The sequence below is a fragment of the Halomonas sp. BC04 genome, assembly GCF_000568385.1.
Genome location: NZ_AZQX01000255.1, coordinates 1 through 20573 on the forward strand (window position 1 = coordinate 1; position 20573 = coordinate 20573).

The window sequence follows — 20573 nt, forward strand, 5'->3', positions numbered from 1 at the left end:
TCATCGGCCAGGCGCTTGCGGATGGCCGCGCGCACGCTCTGAAAATAGGCGAGGTCGTCGCGGATGGCTTCGGTTTCCGGGCGCGGCACCGCCAACGAAAAGGCCTTGGAGAGCCCCGCCACCATGGTCATGAAGCGTTGCTTACCGTCGGTCTGCTCGAAAATATAATCGGCACCGGCGGTCACGGCACGGATCTGCGCCGCCTCATCGCCGCCTACAAAGCCGCTATAATCCAGGCCATTGAAGAAATCCCGCAGCGCCTCGAACTGGCGCTGCATTAAGGGCACCGCCTCGTTCTGAATGTCCTCCACCGGACTGCCTTCACCACCTGCCTGGGTGTAGGTCTGCACGGCGTCGCGCAGTTGATCGGCAATACCCAGAAAATCCACCACCACACCACCGGGCTTTTCGCCGAACACACGGTTCACGCGGGCAATGGCCTGCATCAGGTTGTGCCCTGCCAGCGGCTTGTCCAGATACATGGTGTGCATGGGCGGGCAATCAAAGCCGGTCAGCCACATATCACACACGATGACCATTCGCAGGCCGTCGTCCGGATTCTTATAACGCCGCGCCAGAGCCTCACGCCGTGGCTTGGTGCGCGCGTGCTGCATCACCCGTTCGCCCTCGGCAGGCGACCCGGTCATGATGACCTTGATAAAACCGGCATCGTCCTCGTCTGAATGCCAGTCAGGCCTTAGAGCAACGATCTCATCGTATAGATCCATACAGATTGTCCGGCTCATGCACACCGTCATGCCCTTGCCTTCGATCACCTGACGGCGTTGCTCGAAGTGCTCCACAATCTGCTGCGCTACCAGCTTCAGACGCTGGTTCGTACCAGCCAAGGCCTCAAGCTCTACGCGGACATAATCATTGACTGGCTGGCCCGCCTTGTCGGCCTCGGCGGCTTGCTCTGTCAGCTTGTCTTCCGCCTCGCGTACCCCCTGCTCGTCCGGCACCAGCTTGACCAGCCGCATTTCGTAGAAGATCGGCACCGTGGCGTCATCGGAGATCGCCTGGCGAATGTCATAGATGTCCGCGTACTTTCCGAATACCGCTTCCGTACTTTTGTCGTCGCCCTCCAGCGGCGTCCCGGTGAAACCGACAAAAGTGGCATTGGGGATAGCATCGCGCATCCATCGCGCACCGCCGTCGAGAAAGCCGTACTGGCTGCGGTGGGCCTCATCCGCCAGCACCACGATATTGGCCCTTTCGCTGACCGCCGCACCGCGCTCGGCGAACTTCTGGATGGTGGTGAACACCACCCCGCCGGAGGCGCGATTGAGCCGGGCGGTCAGGTCCTCCCGACTCTCGGCCTGCTCCGGGTCCTGCCGCAGCAGTGCACGCCCATCTGCGAAGGTGCCGAACAGTTGCCCGTCCAGGTCATTGCGGTCGGTCACCACCACAACGGTGGGGTTGGCGAGTTGCTCGTCGCCGATCAATGCGCCGGACAGCATCAGCATGGTCAGGCTCTTGCCCGAGCCCTGGGTATGCCAGATCACGCCACCACGCCCATCACCCTGGCCCGCCGGCGCTTTCAATGCCGCCTTGACGGAATCTCGCGCCCGCAATACGGCGCGGAACTGGTGGTAGGCCGCCACCTTCTTGATGATCGCGCCGCTGCGCTCGTCTTCCTCGAAGGTGATGCAGTGACGCAGGTAAACTTCCCATCGGCCGGGCTGGAACAAGCCGCGGATCAGTGCCTCAAGAGTCGGCTCGCCCGGCGCGCGCGCATCGTCCAGCGCCCGCCAGGGCGCAAACCGGTCCGAACCGGCGGTGAGCGAACCGACCCGTGTGCGGTCGCCGTCACTGATGGCCAGCAGCGCATTGTAGGTAAACAGCGGCGGTATCGTTGCCTTGTAATCCTGCAACTGCCGATAGGCCGACCACAGATCCGCCTGCTCATTGGTGGGGTCCTTTAACTCAACCACCACCAACGGAAGACCATTAAGAAACACCACCAGATCGGGCCGCCGCGTGGCGTTGCCGCAGCGTACGGTGAACTGCTGCACCACGAGCCGGTCATTCGCAGCGGGGCGCTTGAAGTCCACCAGCCACGCCTTGTCTCCGCGGGTCTCGCCCTCCGGGGTACGGTATTCCACGTCCACACCGTCGGTAAGCAGATGATGAAGCCATCGGTTGTTCTGTTCCAGCGTCGGTTCCGGCGGTCGCATTACTGCCCGAACCGCCTGCTCGATAGCCTCATCCGGAAGCTGGCGGTTGATCGTGCGCAAAGCCGAGCGTAGCCGCGGTTCCAGTACCACCTGTTCATGGCTGTCGCGCAGCGGAGAATCCGCTCCCGGCGAAATGTCCGCGCCCCGGACAGTAGAAAAACCCAAGGTCTTGAACCAGCCCAAAGCGGCAACTTCCACATCCGATTCTTTGAGTCTTGACATTAGATCACCCCTTTGTGGTGGGCCAGTCCAACCAACAGCGCTGTGATTGACTCATCGTGATCGCCCTTAAACCAAATCGGGAAAACGTCGCGCTCAGTGAGAAAGTGCTCACGTTCCAGAAGAGAAGCTTCATCGTCAGGGTGCTTGAGAAAGGCATAATGTTTCGGGATCCCCTCATCCATTTCAGCCACCTTACCCAGAAGCTTTACCGTGCGATCACCATTCATACTGCAGCCAAGACAAAGAATGCTTTGATTCCTATAGATCCCTGATAGCTCCTCGAAAACAGGCGCTCCCGGAGCATATGATGCTTCATATTCGGCAACGGAGAGGATTCGTCCCTCTTTGGATTTACAGTCTCCATGGAGCTTGAGAAGAATTCGATCTGATTGCGCCTTTAGTCGTCGATACGACTGTATATTGTTACCCTTCAAAATCTCGGCAAAAGCAAGACCATGCTTCTGATAAAGATGCTCCAGCAAGTTATCGAGATTCGTAGTGATAACGAGCTTATCGAAGAGTATTGGAAGAAATGAAATAGATCCTCGAATAGCATCAGCATCACCAAATCTGAGGTCATGCTCAATTCTTTCATCGAATAACCTGTTGGGCATAGATTCCGCTATAGCTTCGGCCGCCTCTTCATATTTAGATTCAGAAAAAAAGGATTCAAGCTCCTTTTCTGTAAGTGCAGAATACTTTCGAATTTCACTTAGGAAATCTGACCATAGTGGCAAACCAGAGGGCGCCGACATACCACTTCCCACCAAAGGAATCAGTTCACCATTGCTAAGTGCTGAACACAAATCTTCATATCGTCTTTTATTCGCAGGAATCCTTAGGATCTGGTCAAGCATATCCAGCTGATCAGGTAGCCAAATATCGTCGAACCACCTTGAGAACTCATCGCGGTATGCGTTGCTATCCCCTTTGAGTATCTCATTTGCAAAGAAAGGAGTTGCACCAATAGTTATCTTATGTGTGTACGGATCATGCTCGACGGTCAACTGCTCTTCAAAAACCGGGTACAGGAAGTCTACTGACATGCTAGTCGCCCTCCGTAATGGCCGCACCCGTACTTACTTCTCCAGAAATAAGCTTGGGAAGGAGGGCATCCCTGATCGATGTGAGAGTTCGCGATTCGAGCTCTGCGGCAATCATTTTCTCAATCAAGGGCGACATAATCGTACTCATGTCATCCAGAACATGACTTGGTGCACAAACGGTCAAAGCTTCTTTGAGATGCCTGCGTTGAATATGGCCCATCGTAGTGGCTTTGGAAGCGGCAATCGCTTGGAACGTATCAAGGTGATACTGCACCCATTGACTAACAAACCACATCGGATAACTTTCGGATGTCACTTTGAACAAATGCTGGTTCAAAGCGCCTTCGCCTTCCGTCCAGAACTTTGCAAGCAAGCTCCCCGACCAAGAAAAAAGAAAATCTCCATCATCGACAATGTATTTGCTCGGAACTCCTCGAGATGCACGCCCGGATTTTGTGCTGACGCCGTTGCGAAGCTCCGCAATTTTAATGACTGGCAAACTGTCTTCCGAAGGCGATGCCGGATATTTCTGTAGTGCGACTCCGTTGAGAAAATCCGCAATCTCATCGAGAGGCGCAACCTCCCACCCCTCCGGCACCGGTCCCAGTTCAGAATCGGTGAAGCTGTCGGGGAGCTGGTCGAAAACAGCCTGAGGCATGCCGCGAAAACTCGTGGCGCAGTCGGTCTTGGCCTTGACCGGCTCGAAGTCCACGAACCAGGCCTTGAAGATCGCCCTCGCCATGGCTTCCAGCGTGCGGTTCATCTGGCGGTTGAGTTCGATTTTGTCGTCGAGGGTGCCGAGGATGTCGGCGATGGCTGTCTGCTCTTTAACTGGAGGCAAGGTTATATGCATTCCTCGCTGATCGCGAAGACTCACATAATCCGCCATGTCCGTTTGGCCTTTTACCCCATTGTATTGCTGATAAAACTCGGCCCCATACATCCAGTAGTAGAGCCAGCGAGGACTAATCACGTCATGATCGAGTGACCGCCAGAAACAAAGCTGAGGGCTATAGACGAACGTGGGCACGTCGGCCGTAACGAATGCAAACCGCCCAACCGATCCCTTGCTCGTAAATACAGCATCGCCTGGCTGGCTAGTCTTCTCGCCGACTCGGTCGAGATTCTCGCGGGGGAAGCAATCTGCTCCCTCGAAATGAAAACCACCGTTAATGTTGCCGCCGCGCGCAAACGGGAGGCCATTTTTCCCCAACTCACTATTCTTGGCGCGATACCCGTCATTGATGGCCAGCACACCACGTTCAATCAGCTCAGATACATCAGTGGGCAGAACCTCACTCCCCATAACCCAACCCCTCCAGATTGGTCTTAATCCGCGCTTCCAGCGCATCGGATTCGGCAAACTGCGCCTGCAAGTCAGCGGTGAGCCGCTGCATCTTGTCCTCGAAAGGTTCGCCGTCGTCCTCCGCGGCGGCGGCGCCGACGTAGCGGCCGGGGGTGAGCACGTGACCGTGTTTTTCGATCTCCTCCAGCTTGGCGGCCTTGCAGAAACCGGCCTCGTCGGCGTAGTCGCCGGCGCCTTCCTCACCGCGCCAGGCGTGGTAGGTGCGCACGATGCGGCCGATGTCGCTGTCCGGAGGCGGGTCGCCCTCGGCGTCAGCGCCGGAGAGCACGCGCAGCACGCGGGTCTGCAGGGTGCCCATCTGGCGAGCGTCGATAAACAGGGTCTCGCCACGACGGTCGCGGCCGCCGTGCTTGATGTTGCGGCCGGTCTTGTCGCGGCTGATAAACCACAGGCAGACGGGGATGCCGGTGGTCAGGAAGAGCTGGGAGGGCATGGCGACAATGCAGTCCACCAGGTCGGCCTCGATGATGGCCTTGCGGATCTCGCCCTCGCCGGAGCTGTTGCTGGACAGCGAGCCATTGGCCATCACGAAGCCGGCGATACCCCCGCCGTGGCCGTTGGGCGGGGCCAGGTGGTGGATGAAGTGCTGAATCCAGGCGTAGTTGGCGTTGCCGGTGGGCGGCACGCCGTATTTCCAGCGAACGTCCTCGCGCAGCAGTTCTCCGGACCAGTCGGAGATATTGAAGGGCGGGTTGGCCAGAATGTAGTCGGCCTTCACGTCCGGGTGCAGGTCACGCGAAAAGCTATCTGCCGGTTGCTCGCCTAAATTGGCCTCGATACCGCGAATAGCCAGGTTCATGTGCGCTAGCCGCCAGGTGGTGGGGTTGGATTCCTGACCGAAGATGGAGATGTCGCGCTTGCTGCCGCCGTGGGCCTCGGTGAACTTCTCGGACTGCACGAACATGCCGCCGGAGCCGCAGCAGGGGTCATAAACACGCCCCTCGTAGGGCTCGATCATCTCCACCAGCAGCCGCACCACCGAGCGCGGGGTGAAGAACTCGCCGCCCAGCTTGCCCTCGGCGGCGGCGAACTTGCCGAGGAAGTATTCATAGACCCGGCCCAGCACATCCTTGGCGCGGGCCTCATCTGAGCCGATGGTCATGGAACCGATCAGATCGATCAGCCCACCTAGGCGCTGCGGGGCGATGCCGCGGCGGGCGTAGTCGCGCGGCAACTTGCCCTTGAGCTTGGGGTTGTCGTGCTCGATGGCATACATGGCATCGTCGATCAGCTTGCCGATGTTGGGTGTCTTGCCCTGTGCCTGGATCCGTTCCCAACGCGCCTCCTGGGGTACCCAGAACACCCCCTCGGCGGTGTACTCGTCGCGCTGCTCCAGCAGGTCTTCCGCCTGTTTACCCTCAATGCCGTCCTCAGCGAGCTCCTCCATCAGCTTCGCCCGGCGGGCCTGGAAAGCGTCGGAAATGTACTTGAGGAAAATCAGGCCGAGTACCACGTGCTTGTATTCGGCGGCGTCGATAGAGCCGCGAAGCTTATCGGCCGCCTGCCAGAGGGCTTCAGGATCAACCCCGAGCTCGTGGTGGTTGCCGCCTTGCTTGCTGGATGTCATGCGGTATCTTCCTTAACTGATGCAGGGTCGCTGCGCGCGTCACTGGCTGGTGTTGCCCTGTGGACCAAAACTGCTCTGCCATTGCTGACACGTACCCACGGCTCTACTGGGCCCGTATGGTTACGCCCTCGATGACAGAGAAAGCCATGACCGCAGCCTGGGTAGGCAGCAGCGGGCTCGATGGGGACATACTACAGGCTACCACTAGGTCAAGGAATGTGATCGCCAGCTGCCAGGGCTCACTCATCCGCGGAGGGTTGCCTTACCTCTTCCCCTGCGCCCTCCCCTCCCATGGAGTCTTCGAGACTGTCGCCAGGGTTAAAAATCAACTACAATGCAACCACTTTTAACCCAACAGAGGGAGGGCGTCATGCTCGGTCATCGTATCCGGCAAGCACGGTTAGCAGCCGGCCTGACGCTCAAGGCCTTGGGTGAGCAGGTTGACGTAACCCATACCACCATCCAAAAGTATGAGAAGGCCGCGCTGACACCATCGTCCTCAATGCTGCTCAAGCTGGCACGTGCCTGTGGTATCCGTACGGAGTACTTTTTCCGGACTCACCATGTAACGCTGGAGCACCCAGAATTCCGCAAACGCGCCATTTTCGGAAAAAATGCTCAAGAAGCGACCAAAATCAAGGTGATTGAGCTGGTAGAAAAGAGAGCCGAGCTATTAGGAGCGTTTCCGGCGTCACCTCTCCAGCCCTTTATGGCACCTGCCCAGCTCACTGACTCAATTGATTCTATGGAGCAGTTGGAGATTCTCTCTGACCAGGTACGTGATGCATGGCAGTTGGGGATGAACCCTATTGCGGACCTAACCGATACGCTCGAAGCACAAGGATTATTAGTCCTCGTAGTGGACGAAGCTCATCCCGGCTTTTCCGGGATGACTGCCCTCGCACGTACTGATGATGACCGCACCTACCCTGTTGTAGCAGTCTCTGCACAATGGCCTGGCGACCGACAGCGGTTCACACTCGCGCACGAGTTAGGCCACCTACTACTGGCTGGGCGACTTTCACCCGAGCTCAATGAAGAAAAGGCATGCGACCGTTTTGCCGGCGCATTTCTTGCCCCCCAATTTTCAGTATTTCAGAATCTCGGAAGGCAGCGGCACGCACTTGAATGGAAAGAACTATATGTACTGAAACATGAGTTTGGGCTTTCCATGGCCGGGTGGCTCCAGCGTGCCAAACAGTGCGGCATCATCAATGACGCTGTCCACTTAGCGATGTGGAAACGTTTTTCCGCCAAGGGGTGGCGCAAGGGAGAGCCGGGCGACCCCCTATCGAAAGAAACACCCCGGCTGTTCGAACAGTTGGTGTACCGAGCGCTAGGCGAGAAATATATCTCAGAGGCCAAGGCAGCCGAGCTTCTGGGCATTCCAATGATGCAGTTCTACAAAGCACGCCAGCTGGAGTCGATGCATGCTGCTGCTCATCAGTGATGCCAACATTCTCATTGATATGGAAGCTGGCGATCTGATGGACGTCTTTTTCCGGCTACCGCTTCAGTTTGCGATGCCCGACATTATTTACATGGAGGAGATTGAGTCAGGGTCACCAGGGCTAGAAGCGCAGGGCCTGAAAATCATGGAGGTCACCTCGGCCTACGTAGAATATGCGCTCCAGTTACCGGAGCAATACGGCGAACTCGCCTGCCACAACGATTATCTTGCCCTGGCACTTGCCAAGCAGGAGGGCTGCCCATTACTGACTGGCGACCAAGGGCTGAAACAGGTGGCGCTCGGTGAGGACGTTAGTGTGATGGGCACAGTTTGGCTACTACGCGCGATGGTGGAGAACCGGTTGCTCTCGGTGGATGACGCCCTAAATGCACTGGGTCGAATGAAAACCCGCAAGAGACGGTTACCCTGGGCGGAAGCTGAGCGGATCCTCCACGGTTTGCACCATCCTGAATAGCTTTTGGCCGAGATGGCAGAAGATGGGCACAAGCGTACAGAAAGGGGCATTATTGGGGGCACAACCGGCGCATATAAAAAATAAATACGTTTAAAAACATAAAGTTAAATAGATTTTTCACGAGACGCCGCCTCCACCAATCAGCTAGACGAATCAAGCACCTACGGGTGCTTTTTTCGTTCCATAGGACATGATTTGGTCTGTTTGGGGCACGGTATGGTCTGCTTGTTGGTCAACTTTTTTGCCCATATCACCGCGCCACTACCCTATACCACCGCCCTTACCAGACACCCTTAGCCTGCCGGTCAACATTGATCGGAACACCCTGGGCTATTCGCCAAGAGCACTCCCTATCCAGCCGGCTGTTACGCAATTCGTTGTCGACGTGAGGCGGCTGCGGCCTGGCACAGGGTGCTTAGCCTTTCTCGTTAGCGTAAGCTTCCGTAACGAATGAATTCCCGCCCCGCCATCGACGAGCAGGATGCTGCCATGGACAAGAAGGCTCTCAGCGAACGGGACATCTGCACCAAGTTCATCACCCCGGCGCTGGAGCGGGCCGGCTGGGACATCCAGGTCCAGGTGCGCGAGGAGGTGTCGTTCACTGCCGGGCGCATCATCGTGCGTGGGCGGCTGCACACCCGCGGCAAGCGCCGCCGGGCGGACTATGTGCTGAGCTATCAGAAGAACCAGCCCCTCGCGGTGATCGAGGCCAAGGACAACAAGCACGGCCTGGGCGACGGCATGCAGCAGGCGCTGGCCTACAGTGACGCCCTGGACGTGCCCTTCGTGTTCACCAGCAACGGCGACGGTTTCCTGTTCCATGACCGCACCGGCCTGGGCGGCCAGACCGAGACCACCCTCGGCCTCGACGACTTTCCCACCCCGGAGGCGCTCTGGGAGCGCTACTGCCAGTACAAGGGCCTCGACCAGGCGGCACGGCCGGTGGTGGAGCAGCCCTACTTTGATGACGGCAGCGGGCGCACGCCACGCTACTACCAGACGGTGGCCATCAACCGCACCGTTGAGGCGGTGGCTCGTGGCCAGGACCGTATCCTGCTGGTGATGGCCACCGGCACCGGCAAGACTTTTACCGCCTTTCAGATCATCTGGCGGCTGTGGAAATCCAAGCAGAAGAAGCGAATCCTGTTCCTCGCGGACCGCAACATCCTGGTCGACCAGACCAAGAACAACGACTTCAAGCCGTTCGGTCAGGCGATGACCAAGGTCACCAATCGCACGGTAGACAAGTCCTACGAGATCTACCTCTCGCTCTACCAGGCGGTAACCGGAAGCGAGGAAGAGCAGAACATCTACAAGCAGTTCTCGCCGGACTTCTTCGATCTGATCGTCATCGACGAGTGCCACCGCGGCAGTGCGGCGGTGGACTCCGCCTGGCGCTCGATCCTCGAATACTTCTCTGCAGCCACCCATGTCGGCCTGACCGCCACGCCCAAGGAGACGAAAGAAGTCTCCAACATCGATTACTTCGGTGAGCCGGTCTACAGCTACTCGCTCCGCCAGGGCATCGAGGATGGCTTCCTCGCCCCCTACAAGGTGGTGCGGGTGGATATCGACCGCGACCTGCAGGGCTGGCGGCCCAGCAAGGGCCAGACCGACAAGCACGGCGAGCTGATCGAGGATCGCATCTACAACCAGAAGGACTTCGACAAACACCTGGTGCTGGAGAAGCGCACCCAGTTGGTGGCCCGCAAGATCACCGAGTTCCTGGAGAACAGCGACCCCTTCCAGAAGACCATCGTGTTCTGTGAGGACATCGACCACGCCGAGCGCATGCGTCAGGCACTGGTCAACCTCAACCCCAAGCGGGTGGCCGAGAACCGCAAGTACGTGATGCGCATCACCGGCGACGAGGCCGAGGGCAAGGCGGAGCTCGACAACTTCATCAACCCTGAAGCGCGCTACCCGGTCATCGCCACCACCAGCAAGCTGATGACCACCGGGGTCGACGCCCAGACCTGCAAGCTGATCGTGCTCGACCAGCGCATCCAGTCGATGACCGAGTTCAAGCAGATCATCGGCCGCGGCACCCGCATCAACGACGACTACCACAAGCACTGGTTCACCATCCTCGACTTCAAGAAGGCCACCGAGCTGTTCGCCGACCCCGACTTCGACGGCGACCCGGTGAAGGTCTACCAGCCCAAAGGCGACGATCCCATCGTGCCGGATGACGAGCTGGCCGAGGACGACGTCGCCCCGGGCGACAGCGCCGAGGAGCTCACTGAAACCCAGGCGGAAGGGATCGAAGACAACTGGGGCGACTACGAGGTCGAGCCCGGTGCCATCTGGCAGTCCGACGACACCGGCGCCGATATCAACGGAGATGGCGGCCCCGGCAAACGGATCAAGTACGTTGTCGATGACGTCGAGGTGAGCGTGGTAGCCGAGCGGGTGCAGTACCTGGGCCCGGACGGCAAGCTGATCACCGAGAGCCTGCGTGACTACACCCGCAAGAAGGTAAAGGAGCAGTTCGCCTCCCTGGATGACTTCCTGCGCCGCTGGCACGACGCTGAGCGCAAGCAGGCGATCCTCGACGAACTGGCCGAGCAGGGCATCTTCTGGGAGGATCTGATCAAGGAGCTCGGCAGGAAGCTCGGCGACGAACCCGACCTCTTCGACGTGATTTGCCATATCGCCTTCGACCGCCCGCCGCTGACGCGCCGCGAGCGCGCCGAGCAGGTACGCAAGCGCAATATCTTCACCCGCTACGAAGGACAGGCCCGCCAGGTGCTGGAATCACTGGTCGACAAGTACGCCGATGCCGGCATCGCACCGATCGAAGATATCAACGTCCTCAACGTCGCGCCCTTCAGCGAGATAGGTACGGTCAGCGAACTGGTCACTGCCTTTGGGGGCAAGCCCGCCTACAATCGTGCCGTGCATGAACTGGAAGATGCGCTCTACCAGTCAAGCAGCTGATCGCGGATATTCTATGCACACCCCGATGCCGGCCACCCCCTGTGGATAAGCCGGCATCGTTGTACCCAACACCGAGGAACGCCCGACACCATGGCCATCAGCACCACCATCAAATCCATCCAGGACATCATGCGCAAGGACGTGGGCGTGGATGGCGACGCCCAGCGTATCGGCCAGTTGGTCTGGATGCTGTTCTTGAAGATCTTCGACGACCGGGAGCAGGAGTGGGAAATCCTCAGCGACAACTACCGTTCGCCGATTCCCGAGCCGCTGCGCTGGCGCCGCTGGGCCGCCGACCCGGAAGGGATGACCGGCGACGAGCTCAAGGAGTTCATCGACACCATGCTGTTCCCCGGCCTGCAGCAGCTGCAGGCCCGCGGCGACGACTACCGCGCCGTGGTGATCCGCAACGTCTTCGAGGACGCCTACAACTACATGAAGTCCGGGCAGCTGATGCGCCAGGTCATCAACAAGCTGCAGGACGGGGTGAACTTCAACAAGGCCAGCGAACGCCATGAGCTGGGCGGCATGTACGAGCAGATCCTCAAGGACCTGCAGAGTGCCGGCAACGCCGGAGAGTTCTACACCCCGCGGGCGGTGACCCGCTTCATGGTCGACCGCGTCGATCCCAAGCTCGACGAAACCGTGATGGACCCCGCCTGCGGCACCGGTGGCTTTCTGACCTGCACCATCGACCACAAGCGCAGCCGCTACGTGCAGACGCCCCAGGACGAGCAGACCCTGCAGCGCACCATCCACGGCGTGGAGAAGAAGCCGCTGCCCCACCTGCTGGCCACCACCAACCTCATCCTCCACGGCATCGAGGTGCCCGACCAGATCAAGCACGACAACACCCTGGCCCGCCCGCTGATTAGCTGGGGGCCCAGGGAGCGGGTGGATGTGATCGTCGCCAACCCGCCCTTCGGCGGCATGGAGGAGGACGGCATCGAGACCAACTTCCCCCAGGCCTTCCGCACTCGGGAAACCGCCGATCTATTTATGACGCTGTTTATCCACCTGCTGAAGGATGGCGGCCGGGCCGCGGTGGTGCTGCCCGACGGCTTCCTGTTCGGCGAGGGCATGAAGACCCGCCTCAAGGAGAAGCTGCTCACCGAGTGCCACCTGCACACCATCGTTCGTCTGCCTAACGGGGTGTTCAACCCCTACACCGGCATCAAGACCAACCTGCTCTTCTTCACCAAGGGCCGGCCCACCGAGGCGGTGTGGTACTACGAGCACCCCTACCCCGAGGGCGTGAAGAACTACAGTAAGACCCGGCCGATGAAAGTCGAGGAGTTCCAGACCGAGATCGACTGGTGGGGCGAGGAAGCCGACGGCTTCGCCAGCCGTCAGGAGACCGAGCAGGCCTGGCGGGTGCCCATAGAGGAGATCCAGGCGCGCAACTACAACCTGGATATCAAGAACCCCCACCAGGCGAACAAGTCAGCCATGACCCGGACGAGCTGCTGGAAAAATACGCCAGCCAGCAGGCGGAGATCCAGGAGATCCGCGACCAGCTCAAGACGATCCTTGGCGATGCGCTGGGCCACTCTGCTCAGGACTTGGCAACTCAGGCAGCTCCCCGCAAAGAGGAGGAGCAGGCATGAGCGCGCGCGAGCTGATTACTGACCACCTCGACCTCTGGACCGGCGCCGTCACGACCAAGTCGACGGCGGGCAGAGCTAACTCGTCTGGAATGAGGGGCAAGATCGAGCTCACCGGCATCAAGAAGCTGCGCGAGCTGATCCTGGAGCTCGCCGTGCGCGGCAAGCTGGTGGAGCAGGACCCCAACGACGAGCCCGCCAGCGTGCTGCTGGAGCGCATCACCGAGGAGAAGGCCCGGCTGGTCAAGGAAGGGAAGATCAAGAAGCCAAAGAAGCTGCCGGAAATTACCGAGGAAGAGAAGTCTTTCGATACTCCTGATAATTGGACTTGGGTGCGGTTGTGTGATCTAGGCCACACCCAAACAGGATCAACCCCCTCAAAATCAAACCCCTCCTTTTTCGGAAATGAAATACCTTTTATAAAGCCAGGCGACATCACTGAAATCGGCATCAACTACGACAATGAAGGGCTAACTGAATCTGGAAAGATAGCTCTTGGGAAATGGGCTGAGCCAGGGTCCATTCTGATGGTTTGCATCGGCACTATTGGCAAGTGTGGAGTTATTGATCAACAAAGCTGCTTCAATCAGCAAATTAACTCTGTAACGCCATTCATTTGCCAGATGTCGATATTCATTCTGATTTGCTTAAAGTCTCCTTATTTTCAGGGTTTAGCTTGGGAGAAATCGTCAAGCACTACAATATCCATCCTAAACAAAGGAAAATGGGGCTCCATTCCGCTACCACTACCTCCCTTAGAGGAACAATACCGCATCGTCGAGAAAGTCGATGAGCTGATGGCCCTTTGCGACCGGCTGGAGCAGCAGGTCGGCGACCAGCTGGAAGCCCATGAGGTGCTGGTCGATACCCTACTCGACGCCTTGACTCGCTCCGCTAATGCCGCCGAGCTGGCCGAGAACTGGTCCCGTATCGCCGAGCATTTCGACACCCTCTTCACCACCGAAGCCAGCATCGACAAGCTCAAGAAGACCATTCTTCAGCTTGCGGTGATGGGGCGACTGGTGGCGCAGGATGCGGGGGATGAGCCTGGTGGTGCGGTGGTATCCAAGATGCTACAGCTCCGAGACCACCTTGCGAGCACTAATGGCATGAGGACAAAAGCCAGTGATAGTCTGTCCTCCAACGAACAGTATCTCAAAACACCTAGCAGTTGGGCCTGGGTCAGACTGGGAAACATGGCTAAATTCATCGATTACCGTGGCAAAACGCCAACCAAAACCAGCAATGGAAAACGCCTAATTACCGCCAAAAATATCCGCCAAGGATACATTGACCTTGAGCCAGAAGAATTCATCAGTGAAGGAGACTACACCAAATGGATGACACGTGGATTTCCTCGCAAAGGCGACATGCTGTTCACGCCAGAGGCTCCGTTGGGAAATGCTGCAGTTATAGACTTGGATGAGGAATTCGCCTTAGCTCAGCGTGCCATCTGCTTCCAATGGCATGTTCCTGCTACTTCTCGATTTATGCTTATTCAAACAATGGCATCTCCGTTCCAGGAAAAGCTCGTTGAAAATGCAACGGGCATGACTGCCACAGGCATCAAAGCTTCAAAACTCAAGGAAATTCCAGTCGCCATTCCTCCGCTGGAGGAGCAACACCGCATCGTGGAAAAAGTAGACGAGCTGATTGCCCTCTGCGACCACCTCAAGGCTCGCCTGAGCGAGGCCAGCGATACCCGCACTCAGCTGGCCGAGGCGGTGGTGGAAAAGGCGGTGAGCTGATGGCCTACGATCGCCCGTGGAAGTCTTTCGAGGAGCAGCTGACGCTGCTGAAAGCGCGAGGCATGGTGGTCACCAACGATGCCGCCGCCCAGGACTACCTGGAGCGGGTAGCTACTATCGGCTCAGCGCCTACTGGTATCCGTTCCGCAAGTTCGAGGTGGTGCAGGACAGTAAAACCGGAAGGCTTTCTACCAGGGCCATGGATGTCTTCCACCCGCACACCCAGTTTGTGGATGCCGTTCACCTTTACCTGTTCGATAAGCAGTTACGGCTGTACCTGGCCGATGCACTGGAGCGTATCGAAATCTCCCTGCGGGTCGACCTATCCCATTTGCTGGGCCAACGCAGCCCTTTCGCCCATGTAGAAAACACGAAAGCACACTTCCACCCCGGCTTTGCGGGGCGCCCCTTCCGCAAGGGTAGCCAGCAATCTTGCTTCGAGGCCTGGCTGAGCAAGTATCGAGGGCTGGTTGCCCGCTCCAAGGAAGATTTCGTCCGTCACTACCACGACAACCACGGCGATGAACTACCGATATGGGTGGCGGTGGAGGTGCTGGATTTTGGCGCCATCTCCCAGCTATTCAGCATGCTGAATGTGAAAGACCAGCAGGCCATTGCCAACCGCTACGGCGTGAGCGACTGGAAGGTGTTCAAAAGCTGGCTGTTCAGCCTGAGTTACCTGCGTAACCTGGTGGCGCACCACAGCCGCCTCTGGAACCGAAACATCACCACCAAGCCAATGCTGCCGAAACGAGGCGAAGTGGCGTGGTGCGACTCGTTCATCGGAAACGAAGACACCCGCTTTAAGCCGTTCCTGCTGCTGGCGATTACACGCATGCTGGTGAAGTCGATTTGCCCGAACACCCAGTGGCACAACCGGCTGGCTGAGCATCTGGAGCGATTCCCGCAACAGCATTCATCCAGGAAGCTGGACCTGAGCGGCATGGGTATTACGGAAGACTGGAAGGACTGGTGGTGACCGGAAAATAAGAACCCCAGCGTAGGTTGCAAGCAACCAAGAGGCCGGGGTCGTGTTGAAGGCAATATTAGGCCACCAGGCCAAGAACCGCAATATCTACAGCCGATACGCAAGGAGCCGCCATGGCTATCGAACAGGGCATCTGGAAGCTGGCGGGCAGCGCCGGTGAGCCACCACTCAAGCTGCGCGCCGCAGGGCTTGCCGACGAGGGGCTGCTGGAAGAGCAGATCATGCAGGACGTCGCGATCCTCAACCGGGACTGGCTGCTGATCGGCCGTCAAGTGCGCACCGCCTTCGACAAGCTTATTGACCTGCTCGCCATCGACGCCAACGGTACGGTGATCATCATCGAGCTCAAGCGCGACAAGACTCCGCGGGACGTGGTGGCCCAGGCCATCGACTACGCCTCCTCGGTGGTCACCCTGGCCGACTACCAGCTGATCGACATCTACCAGGCGTTCGCCGAGCGCTACGGCCGGCCTCACGCCACCCTGGCCGAGGCCTTCGAGGCCAAGTTCGGGGTGTCACTGGACAGCGTCACTCTCAACGAGAGCCACCAGCTGGTGGTGGTCGCCACCCGGCTAGATGCCAGCAGCGAGCGCATCATTACCTACCTCAACGAGCACGCCCAGCTGTCGATCAACGCCATGTTCTTCGCCGCCTTCGAGGATGGTGGCAACCGCTATCTCAGCCGCGCCTGGATGATCGACCCGGGCGAGCCCAGCCAGCCCGTCGCCCGTAAGGCGAAGAAGGAGCCGTGGAACGGTGAGTTCTACGCCTCCTTCGGCGATGACCGCCCGTGGGAGCTGGCTCGGCGATACGGCTTTATCGCTGGCGGCGGAGCGGCCTGGTACTCCAAGACCCTCGCCATGCTGTCAGAGGGTGATCGCGTCTGGGTCAATATTCCCAAGACGGGGTACGTGGGCGTGGGCGAGGTGATCGGCGAGCGCTGCCGCGCGGATGAGCACCGCGTTACGACCGAGGAGGGCAACAGAGCCTGCTGGAGCTGACCTCCCGGGAAGAGTACCCCCACCTGTATCAGCCTGATGATAGTGACGAAGATGATGCCGAGTATCTGGTGCCGGTGCGCTGGCTACATACCGTCAGCCGCGAGCAGGCCTTCAGCGAAGTTGGCCTGTTCGGCAACCAGAACACCGTATGCAAGCCCACTACACCCAAGTGGAGCCACACTGTGGAACGCCTCAAACAGGCCTGGGGGATCGAGAGCGAGCAGTAAATTCCCCAGAAAACCACCGAGATGCCGTGCCAAGCAAGCGCGGCATCTCGGCAGCCTGCTCTCGAAAGCAGTGTCAGGACGCCATCATGTGGGTCTGGGAAAGAACCTGGAAGGCGTCAGGCACGGGCTCATCGAGATAGCTGGCGTTGAACTCCGCCATCTGAGCCAGGGCCTCGGGGTCGGGGAAATAGACGTCTTGCCGCTCCTTCAAGACGAGGCCCGCTTCGCGAAGCAGGGAAAAGGTCCGGCTCACGTGGACGGCGCTCAGGCCCAGGACATCGCCAAGCTGCTCCTGTGACAGCGGCAGCTGGAAGCTCCCCTCCTCGACAGCCCCGATACTGCGCAGGCGAAGGTAGATTTCGTAGAGGAAATGCGCCAGACGTTGCTGGGCGGTGTGGCGGCCGATGTAGACCAGCCGCTCGGTGAGCATGGCCTGCTTACGCACGACAATGGCGATCAGCCCGGCCGCCAGGGCCGGCGATGAGCGTATGAGCTGAAAGAGGTGCTGATGGGAAAAGCAGCTGACCAGCCCTTCGTTGACCATCGCCACCCCGGTCCTTCGCCTGGAGAAGCCAAAGTCACGCAAACCGAGAATATCACCGGGCAGATAGACGCTGAGAATCTGCATGGTGCCGTTGTCCAGGTAGCGGAAGGAGTAGGCCCACCCCGCCTTGAGCACACAGAACAGATCGACCTCGGCGTTCTCTTGCCAGAGAACTTCACCGGCAGCCATTCGCCTGGGGGTATGCTCCAGCTCCATCAGGAGGGCTGTCTCTTCTTCAGAAAGCGCACCATTACTTTTAAGGCCCTGAATTACAACACTGTTTAGTATATTCACGACCACTCCGGTGGGCTTCTTTGTCGGTGACTATTCTAACCATGAGCCAATATCTCGCTTCATAACTTATGTTATGGGCCACTGCCACCCTGCCTGATGACGCCAACGCCCCCTGCTTTGGTCGAATGCCACCCTTGAAAATTGCTTGATACCGGGGCCCCGGCGCGCCATTATCGCGCCCAGCGCGTGAGCGAGACCGGGGTGGCATCGGGTCCGGGCACATCAGGTTGGCCCCCGTTCCGATAAGACCCTATATTTGAAAGACATTTTCCGACCTGGATTCGACAACCAATGAGCAAAGTCCTGATTATCGGCGCCGGTGGCGTCGGTGGCGTGGTTACCCACAAGTGCGCACAGCATCCCGAGGTCTTCTCCGAGATCTGCCTGGCCAGTCGCAACGAAGACAAGTGTCGCGCCATCGCGGCCCAGCTGGATCGCCAGATCCAGACCGCCCAGGTGGACGCCGACGACGTCGAGGCACTGGTTGCCCTCATCGAGTCGTTCAAGCCCGACTTGCTGATCCATGTGGCACTGCCCTATCAGGACCTGACCATCATGGAGGCGTGCCTGCGTACCGGCGTGCCTTACCTGGATACCGCCAACTACGAGCATCCCGACGAGGCCAAGTTCGAGTACAAGGAGCAGTGGGCCTTCCAGGAGCGCTATGCGAAGGCAGGCGTCATGGCCACCCTTGGCTGCGGCTTCGATCCGGGCATGACCAACATCTACTGCGCCTACGGACAGAAGAACCTGTTCGACGAGATTCACCAGATCGACATCCTGGATGCCAACGGCGGCGACCACGGCTACCCGTTCGCCACCAACTTCAACCCCGAGATCAATATTCGCGAGATCACTGCCAACGGTCGCTACTGGGAAGAGGGTGAGTGGAAAGAGACCGCCCCCCTGGCCGAGAAGCGCACGTTCGATTTCGACGGTATCGGCGAGAAGGATCTCTACCTGCTCTATCACGAGGAGCTGGAATCCCTCTCGCAGAACATCAAGGGGCTGAAGCGGATCCGCTTCTGGATGACCTTCTCCGAGAAGTACATCACCCACCTCAAGGTGCTCGAGAACGTCGGCATGACCAGCATCGAGCCGATCGAGTTCGAGGGCAAGAAGATCACGCCGCTGCATTTCCTCAAGGCGGTATTGCCCGACCCGGCGTCCCTCGGTCCGCGCACCAAGGGCAAGACCAACATCGGCGTGATTCTGGACGGCATCAAGGACGGCAAGCGGCGCAAGGTGCATATCTACAACATCTGCGACCACGAGGCTTGCTACCGGGAAGTGCAGTCACAGGCGATCTCCTATACCACCGGCGTGCCCGCCGTCACCGGCGCCATGCTGATGCTGGAAGGGATCTGGAAGGGTGCCGGCGTGTTCAACGTCGAGCAGCTCGACCCGGACCCCTTCATGGAACGCATCGGCGAGATGGGCCTGCCGTGGCAAGTGGTCGAGCTCGACCCCGACGCCGACCCGCTGGCCTGATCGCGCATGGCATCGCAGAACATGGAAAAGCCGGTCTACCCCTTTGACGTGCAGGCCTGCCCGTCGCCGGCCTATGTGGTGGATGACGCCCTGCTACGCAAGAACCTGGCCCTGCTCAAGCAGGTCCAGGAAGACAGCGGTGCGCGTATCCTGTTGGCGCTGAAGGGCTTCGCCATGTGGGACACCTTCGACATGGTCCGGGAATACCTGGTCGGCACCACCGCCAGCGGCCAAGACGAGGCGCGGCTGGGGGCGGAGACGTTCGGCGGCGAGGTGCACTGCTACTCGCCGGCCTTCACCGACCAGGAGATGGAGGTGGTGTTGCGCTATGCCGACCACATCAGCTTCAACTCCCCGGCCAGTGGCTCCACTTCCGCGATACCGTGGCATCGGCGCCGCGCAGCATCTCCTGCGGCCTGCGGGTGAACCCCGAGTACTCCGAGGGCAAGGTGGCGCTTTACGACCCCTGCGCCCCGGGCTCACGCCTGGGTACGCGGGCGGTCGACCTGGAGGGCGTGGACCTTGCGGGCCTCGAGGGGCTGCACTTCCACACCCTGTGCGAGCAGAACAGCGACGCCCTGGARSAKACCCTGGCGGCCTTCGAGGCGAAGTTCGGCCACTATCTGGCCTGTCTCAAGTGGGTCAACTTCGGCGGCGGGCACCATATCACCCGCGCCGACTACGACATCGAGCGGCTGGTGCGAGTGATCCGCAGCTTCCGCGAGCGCCATCCGCATCTCACGGTCTATCTGGAGCCGGGCGAAGCATCGCGCTCAACACCGGCTACCTGGTCTGCTCGGTGCTGGATATCGTCGACAATGACGGCCCCATCGCCATCCTCGACACCTCCGCCACCGCGCATATGCCGACGTGCTGGAGATGCCCTATCGGCCGCATATCATCGGCAGCGGCGAACCGGGAGAGAAGCTCACAGCTATCGCCTGGGCGGCATGACGTGTCTCGCCGGCGACGTGATCGGTGACTACTCCTTCGACCGCCCGCTGGCGATCGGCGATCGCCTGGTGTTCACCGATATGGCCCACTACACCATGGTCAAGACCACCACCTTCAACGGCATCCGCCTGCCATCGATCTGCCGCATCGATGCGCAGAGCCGCGAACTGCGCACGGTGCGCACCTTCGGCTATGTGGACTATATGCAGCGGCTGAGTTGAGGCGTCGCAGCACCGCGGCGTGACGAACATGACATCCACCGCCAGGGAGTGACGGTTATGACGACGATATTCAAGTTCGGCGGGGCCTCGATCAAGGATGCCGAGGCCATTCGCCATCTGGGCAAGCTGCTTGCTGGCAGCCACGAGCGCCCCCAAGTCCTGATCATCTCGGCCATGGGCAAGACCACCAATGCCCTGGAGGCCCTGCTCGCCGCAGCACGCGGCAGCGACGAGAGCGACTATCGCCAGCGGCTCCAG

At 59.3% G+C, this 20573-nt stretch carries 17 protein-coding genes; 12 read left to right on the forward strand and 5 right to left on the reverse strand.

Going from position 1 to position 20573, the window contains the following annotated elements:
• The 4 genes from Q427_RS17750 to Q427_RS17765 form a co-directional block, all read right to left on the reverse strand.
• On the reverse strand, positions 1-2399 hold a 2399-nt coding region (locus Q427_RS17750), incomplete at its 3' end, for a type I restriction endonuclease subunit R (protein ID WP_043516419.1).
• On the reverse strand, positions 2399-3445 hold the full coding sequence (locus tag Q427_RS17755; protein WP_043516422.1) for an SIR2 family protein: 1047 nt from the start codon (positions 3443-3445) through the stop codon (positions 2399-2401). The genes Q427_RS17750 and Q427_RS17755, both read right to left, overlap by 1 nt.
• A gap of 1 nt (position 3446) precedes the next feature.
• On the reverse strand, positions 3447-4751 hold the full coding sequence (locus Q427_RS30365) for a restriction endonuclease subunit S (protein ID WP_197030714.1): 1305 nt from the start codon (positions 4749-4751) through the stop codon (positions 3447-3449).
• Entirely contained in the window at positions 4741-6378 is a 1638-nt protein-coding gene (locus Q427_RS17765; protein WP_043516424.1) for a type I restriction-modification system subunit M, read from the reverse strand. Before Q427_RS17765 ends, Q427_RS30365 begins: the two co-directional genes overlap by 11 nt.
• Positions 6379-6748: 370 nt before the next feature.
• Here Q427_RS17765 and Q427_RS17770 point away from each other — a divergent pair, with 370 nt between their 5' ends.
• The 8 genes from Q427_RS17770 to Q427_RS32490 all read left to right on the forward strand — a co-directional run bounded on the left by Q427_RS17770 (position 6749) and on the right by Q427_RS32490 (position 16811).
• Positions 6749-7828 carry a helix-turn-helix domain-containing protein gene (locus Q427_RS17770; RefSeq protein ID WP_043516426.1) on the forward strand — a complete coding sequence of 360 codons (1080 nt, stop codon included), beginning with the start codon at positions 6749-6751 and terminating at the stop codon, positions 7826-7828.
• Entirely contained in the window at positions 7809-8303 is a 495-nt protein-coding gene (locus tag Q427_RS17775) for a PIN domain-containing protein (protein ID WP_043516428.1), read from the forward strand. Before Q427_RS17770 ends, Q427_RS17775 begins: the two co-directional genes overlap by 20 nt.
• Positions 8304-8792: 489 nt before the next feature.
• The gene (hsdR, locus tag Q427_RS17780; protein WP_043516430.1) at positions 8793-11243 is read left to right on the forward strand and encodes an EcoAI/FtnUII family type I restriction enzme subunit R; all 2451 of its coding nucleotides are present in this window, start codon (positions 8793-8795) and stop codon (positions 11241-11243) included.
• 90 nt (positions 11244-11333) lie between these two features.
• Positions 11334-12872, forward strand: coding sequence for a type I restriction-modification system subunit M (locus tag Q427_RS17785; RefSeq protein ID WP_231613768.1), 1539 nt, complete (start codon positions 11334-11336; stop codon positions 12870-12872).
• Entirely contained in the window at positions 12847-14595 is a 1749-nt protein-coding gene (locus Q427_RS17790) for a restriction endonuclease subunit S (protein ID WP_043516432.1), read from the forward strand. The genes Q427_RS17785 and Q427_RS17790 overlap by 26 nt, the downstream gene beginning before the upstream one ends.
• Before the next feature lie 16 nt (positions 14596-14611).
• Positions 14612-15574, forward strand: a complete 963-nt coding sequence (locus tag Q427_RS17795) for an Abi family protein (RefSeq protein WP_197030715.1) — start codon at positions 14612-14614, stop codon at positions 15572-15574.
• A 122-nt stretch (positions 15575-15696) separates the two neighbouring features.
• On the forward strand, positions 15697-16584 hold the full coding sequence (locus Q427_RS17800; RefSeq protein WP_197030716.1) for an endonuclease NucS domain-containing protein: 888 nt from the start codon (positions 15697-15699) through the stop codon (positions 16582-16584).
• Between the two features lie 68 nt (positions 16585-16652).
• Positions 16653-16811, forward strand: a complete 159-nt coding sequence (locus Q427_RS32490) for a hypothetical protein (protein WP_197030717.1) — start codon at positions 16653-16655, stop codon at positions 16809-16811.
• 73 nt (positions 16812-16884) lie between these two features.
• Here Q427_RS32490 and Q427_RS17805 read toward each other — a convergent pair whose 3' ends face one another.
• Positions 16885-17571, reverse strand: coding sequence for a Crp/Fnr family transcriptional regulator (locus Q427_RS17805; protein WP_197030718.1), 687 nt, complete (start codon positions 17569-17571; stop codon positions 16885-16887).
• 369 nt (positions 17572-17940) lie between these two features.
• On the opposite strand from Q427_RS17805, the gene Q427_RS17810 reads away from it, so the two are divergent.
• The 4 genes from Q427_RS17810 to Q427_RS17820 form a co-directional block, all read left to right on the forward strand.
• Positions 17941-19140, forward strand: coding sequence for a saccharopine dehydrogenase family protein (locus tag Q427_RS17810; RefSeq protein WP_043516435.1), 1200 nt, complete (start codon positions 17941-17943; stop codon positions 19138-19140).
• Between the two features lie 6 nt (positions 19141-19146).
• A complete protein-coding gene (locus Q427_RS34320) occupies positions 19147-19566 on the forward strand; it encodes a hypothetical protein (protein WP_231613769.1) in 420 nt (139 codons plus the stop codon).
• Positions 19524-20315, forward strand: coding sequence for a hypothetical protein (locus Q427_RS17815; protein WP_231613770.1), 792 nt, complete (start codon positions 19524-19526; stop codon positions 20313-20315). Before Q427_RS34320 ends, Q427_RS17815 begins: the two co-directional genes overlap by 43 nt.
• Positions 20316-20372: 57 nt before the next feature.
• Positions 20373-20573 (forward strand): amino acid kinase family protein (locus tag Q427_RS17820; protein WP_043516438.1); only part of this gene is annotated, 201 nt, incomplete at its 3' end.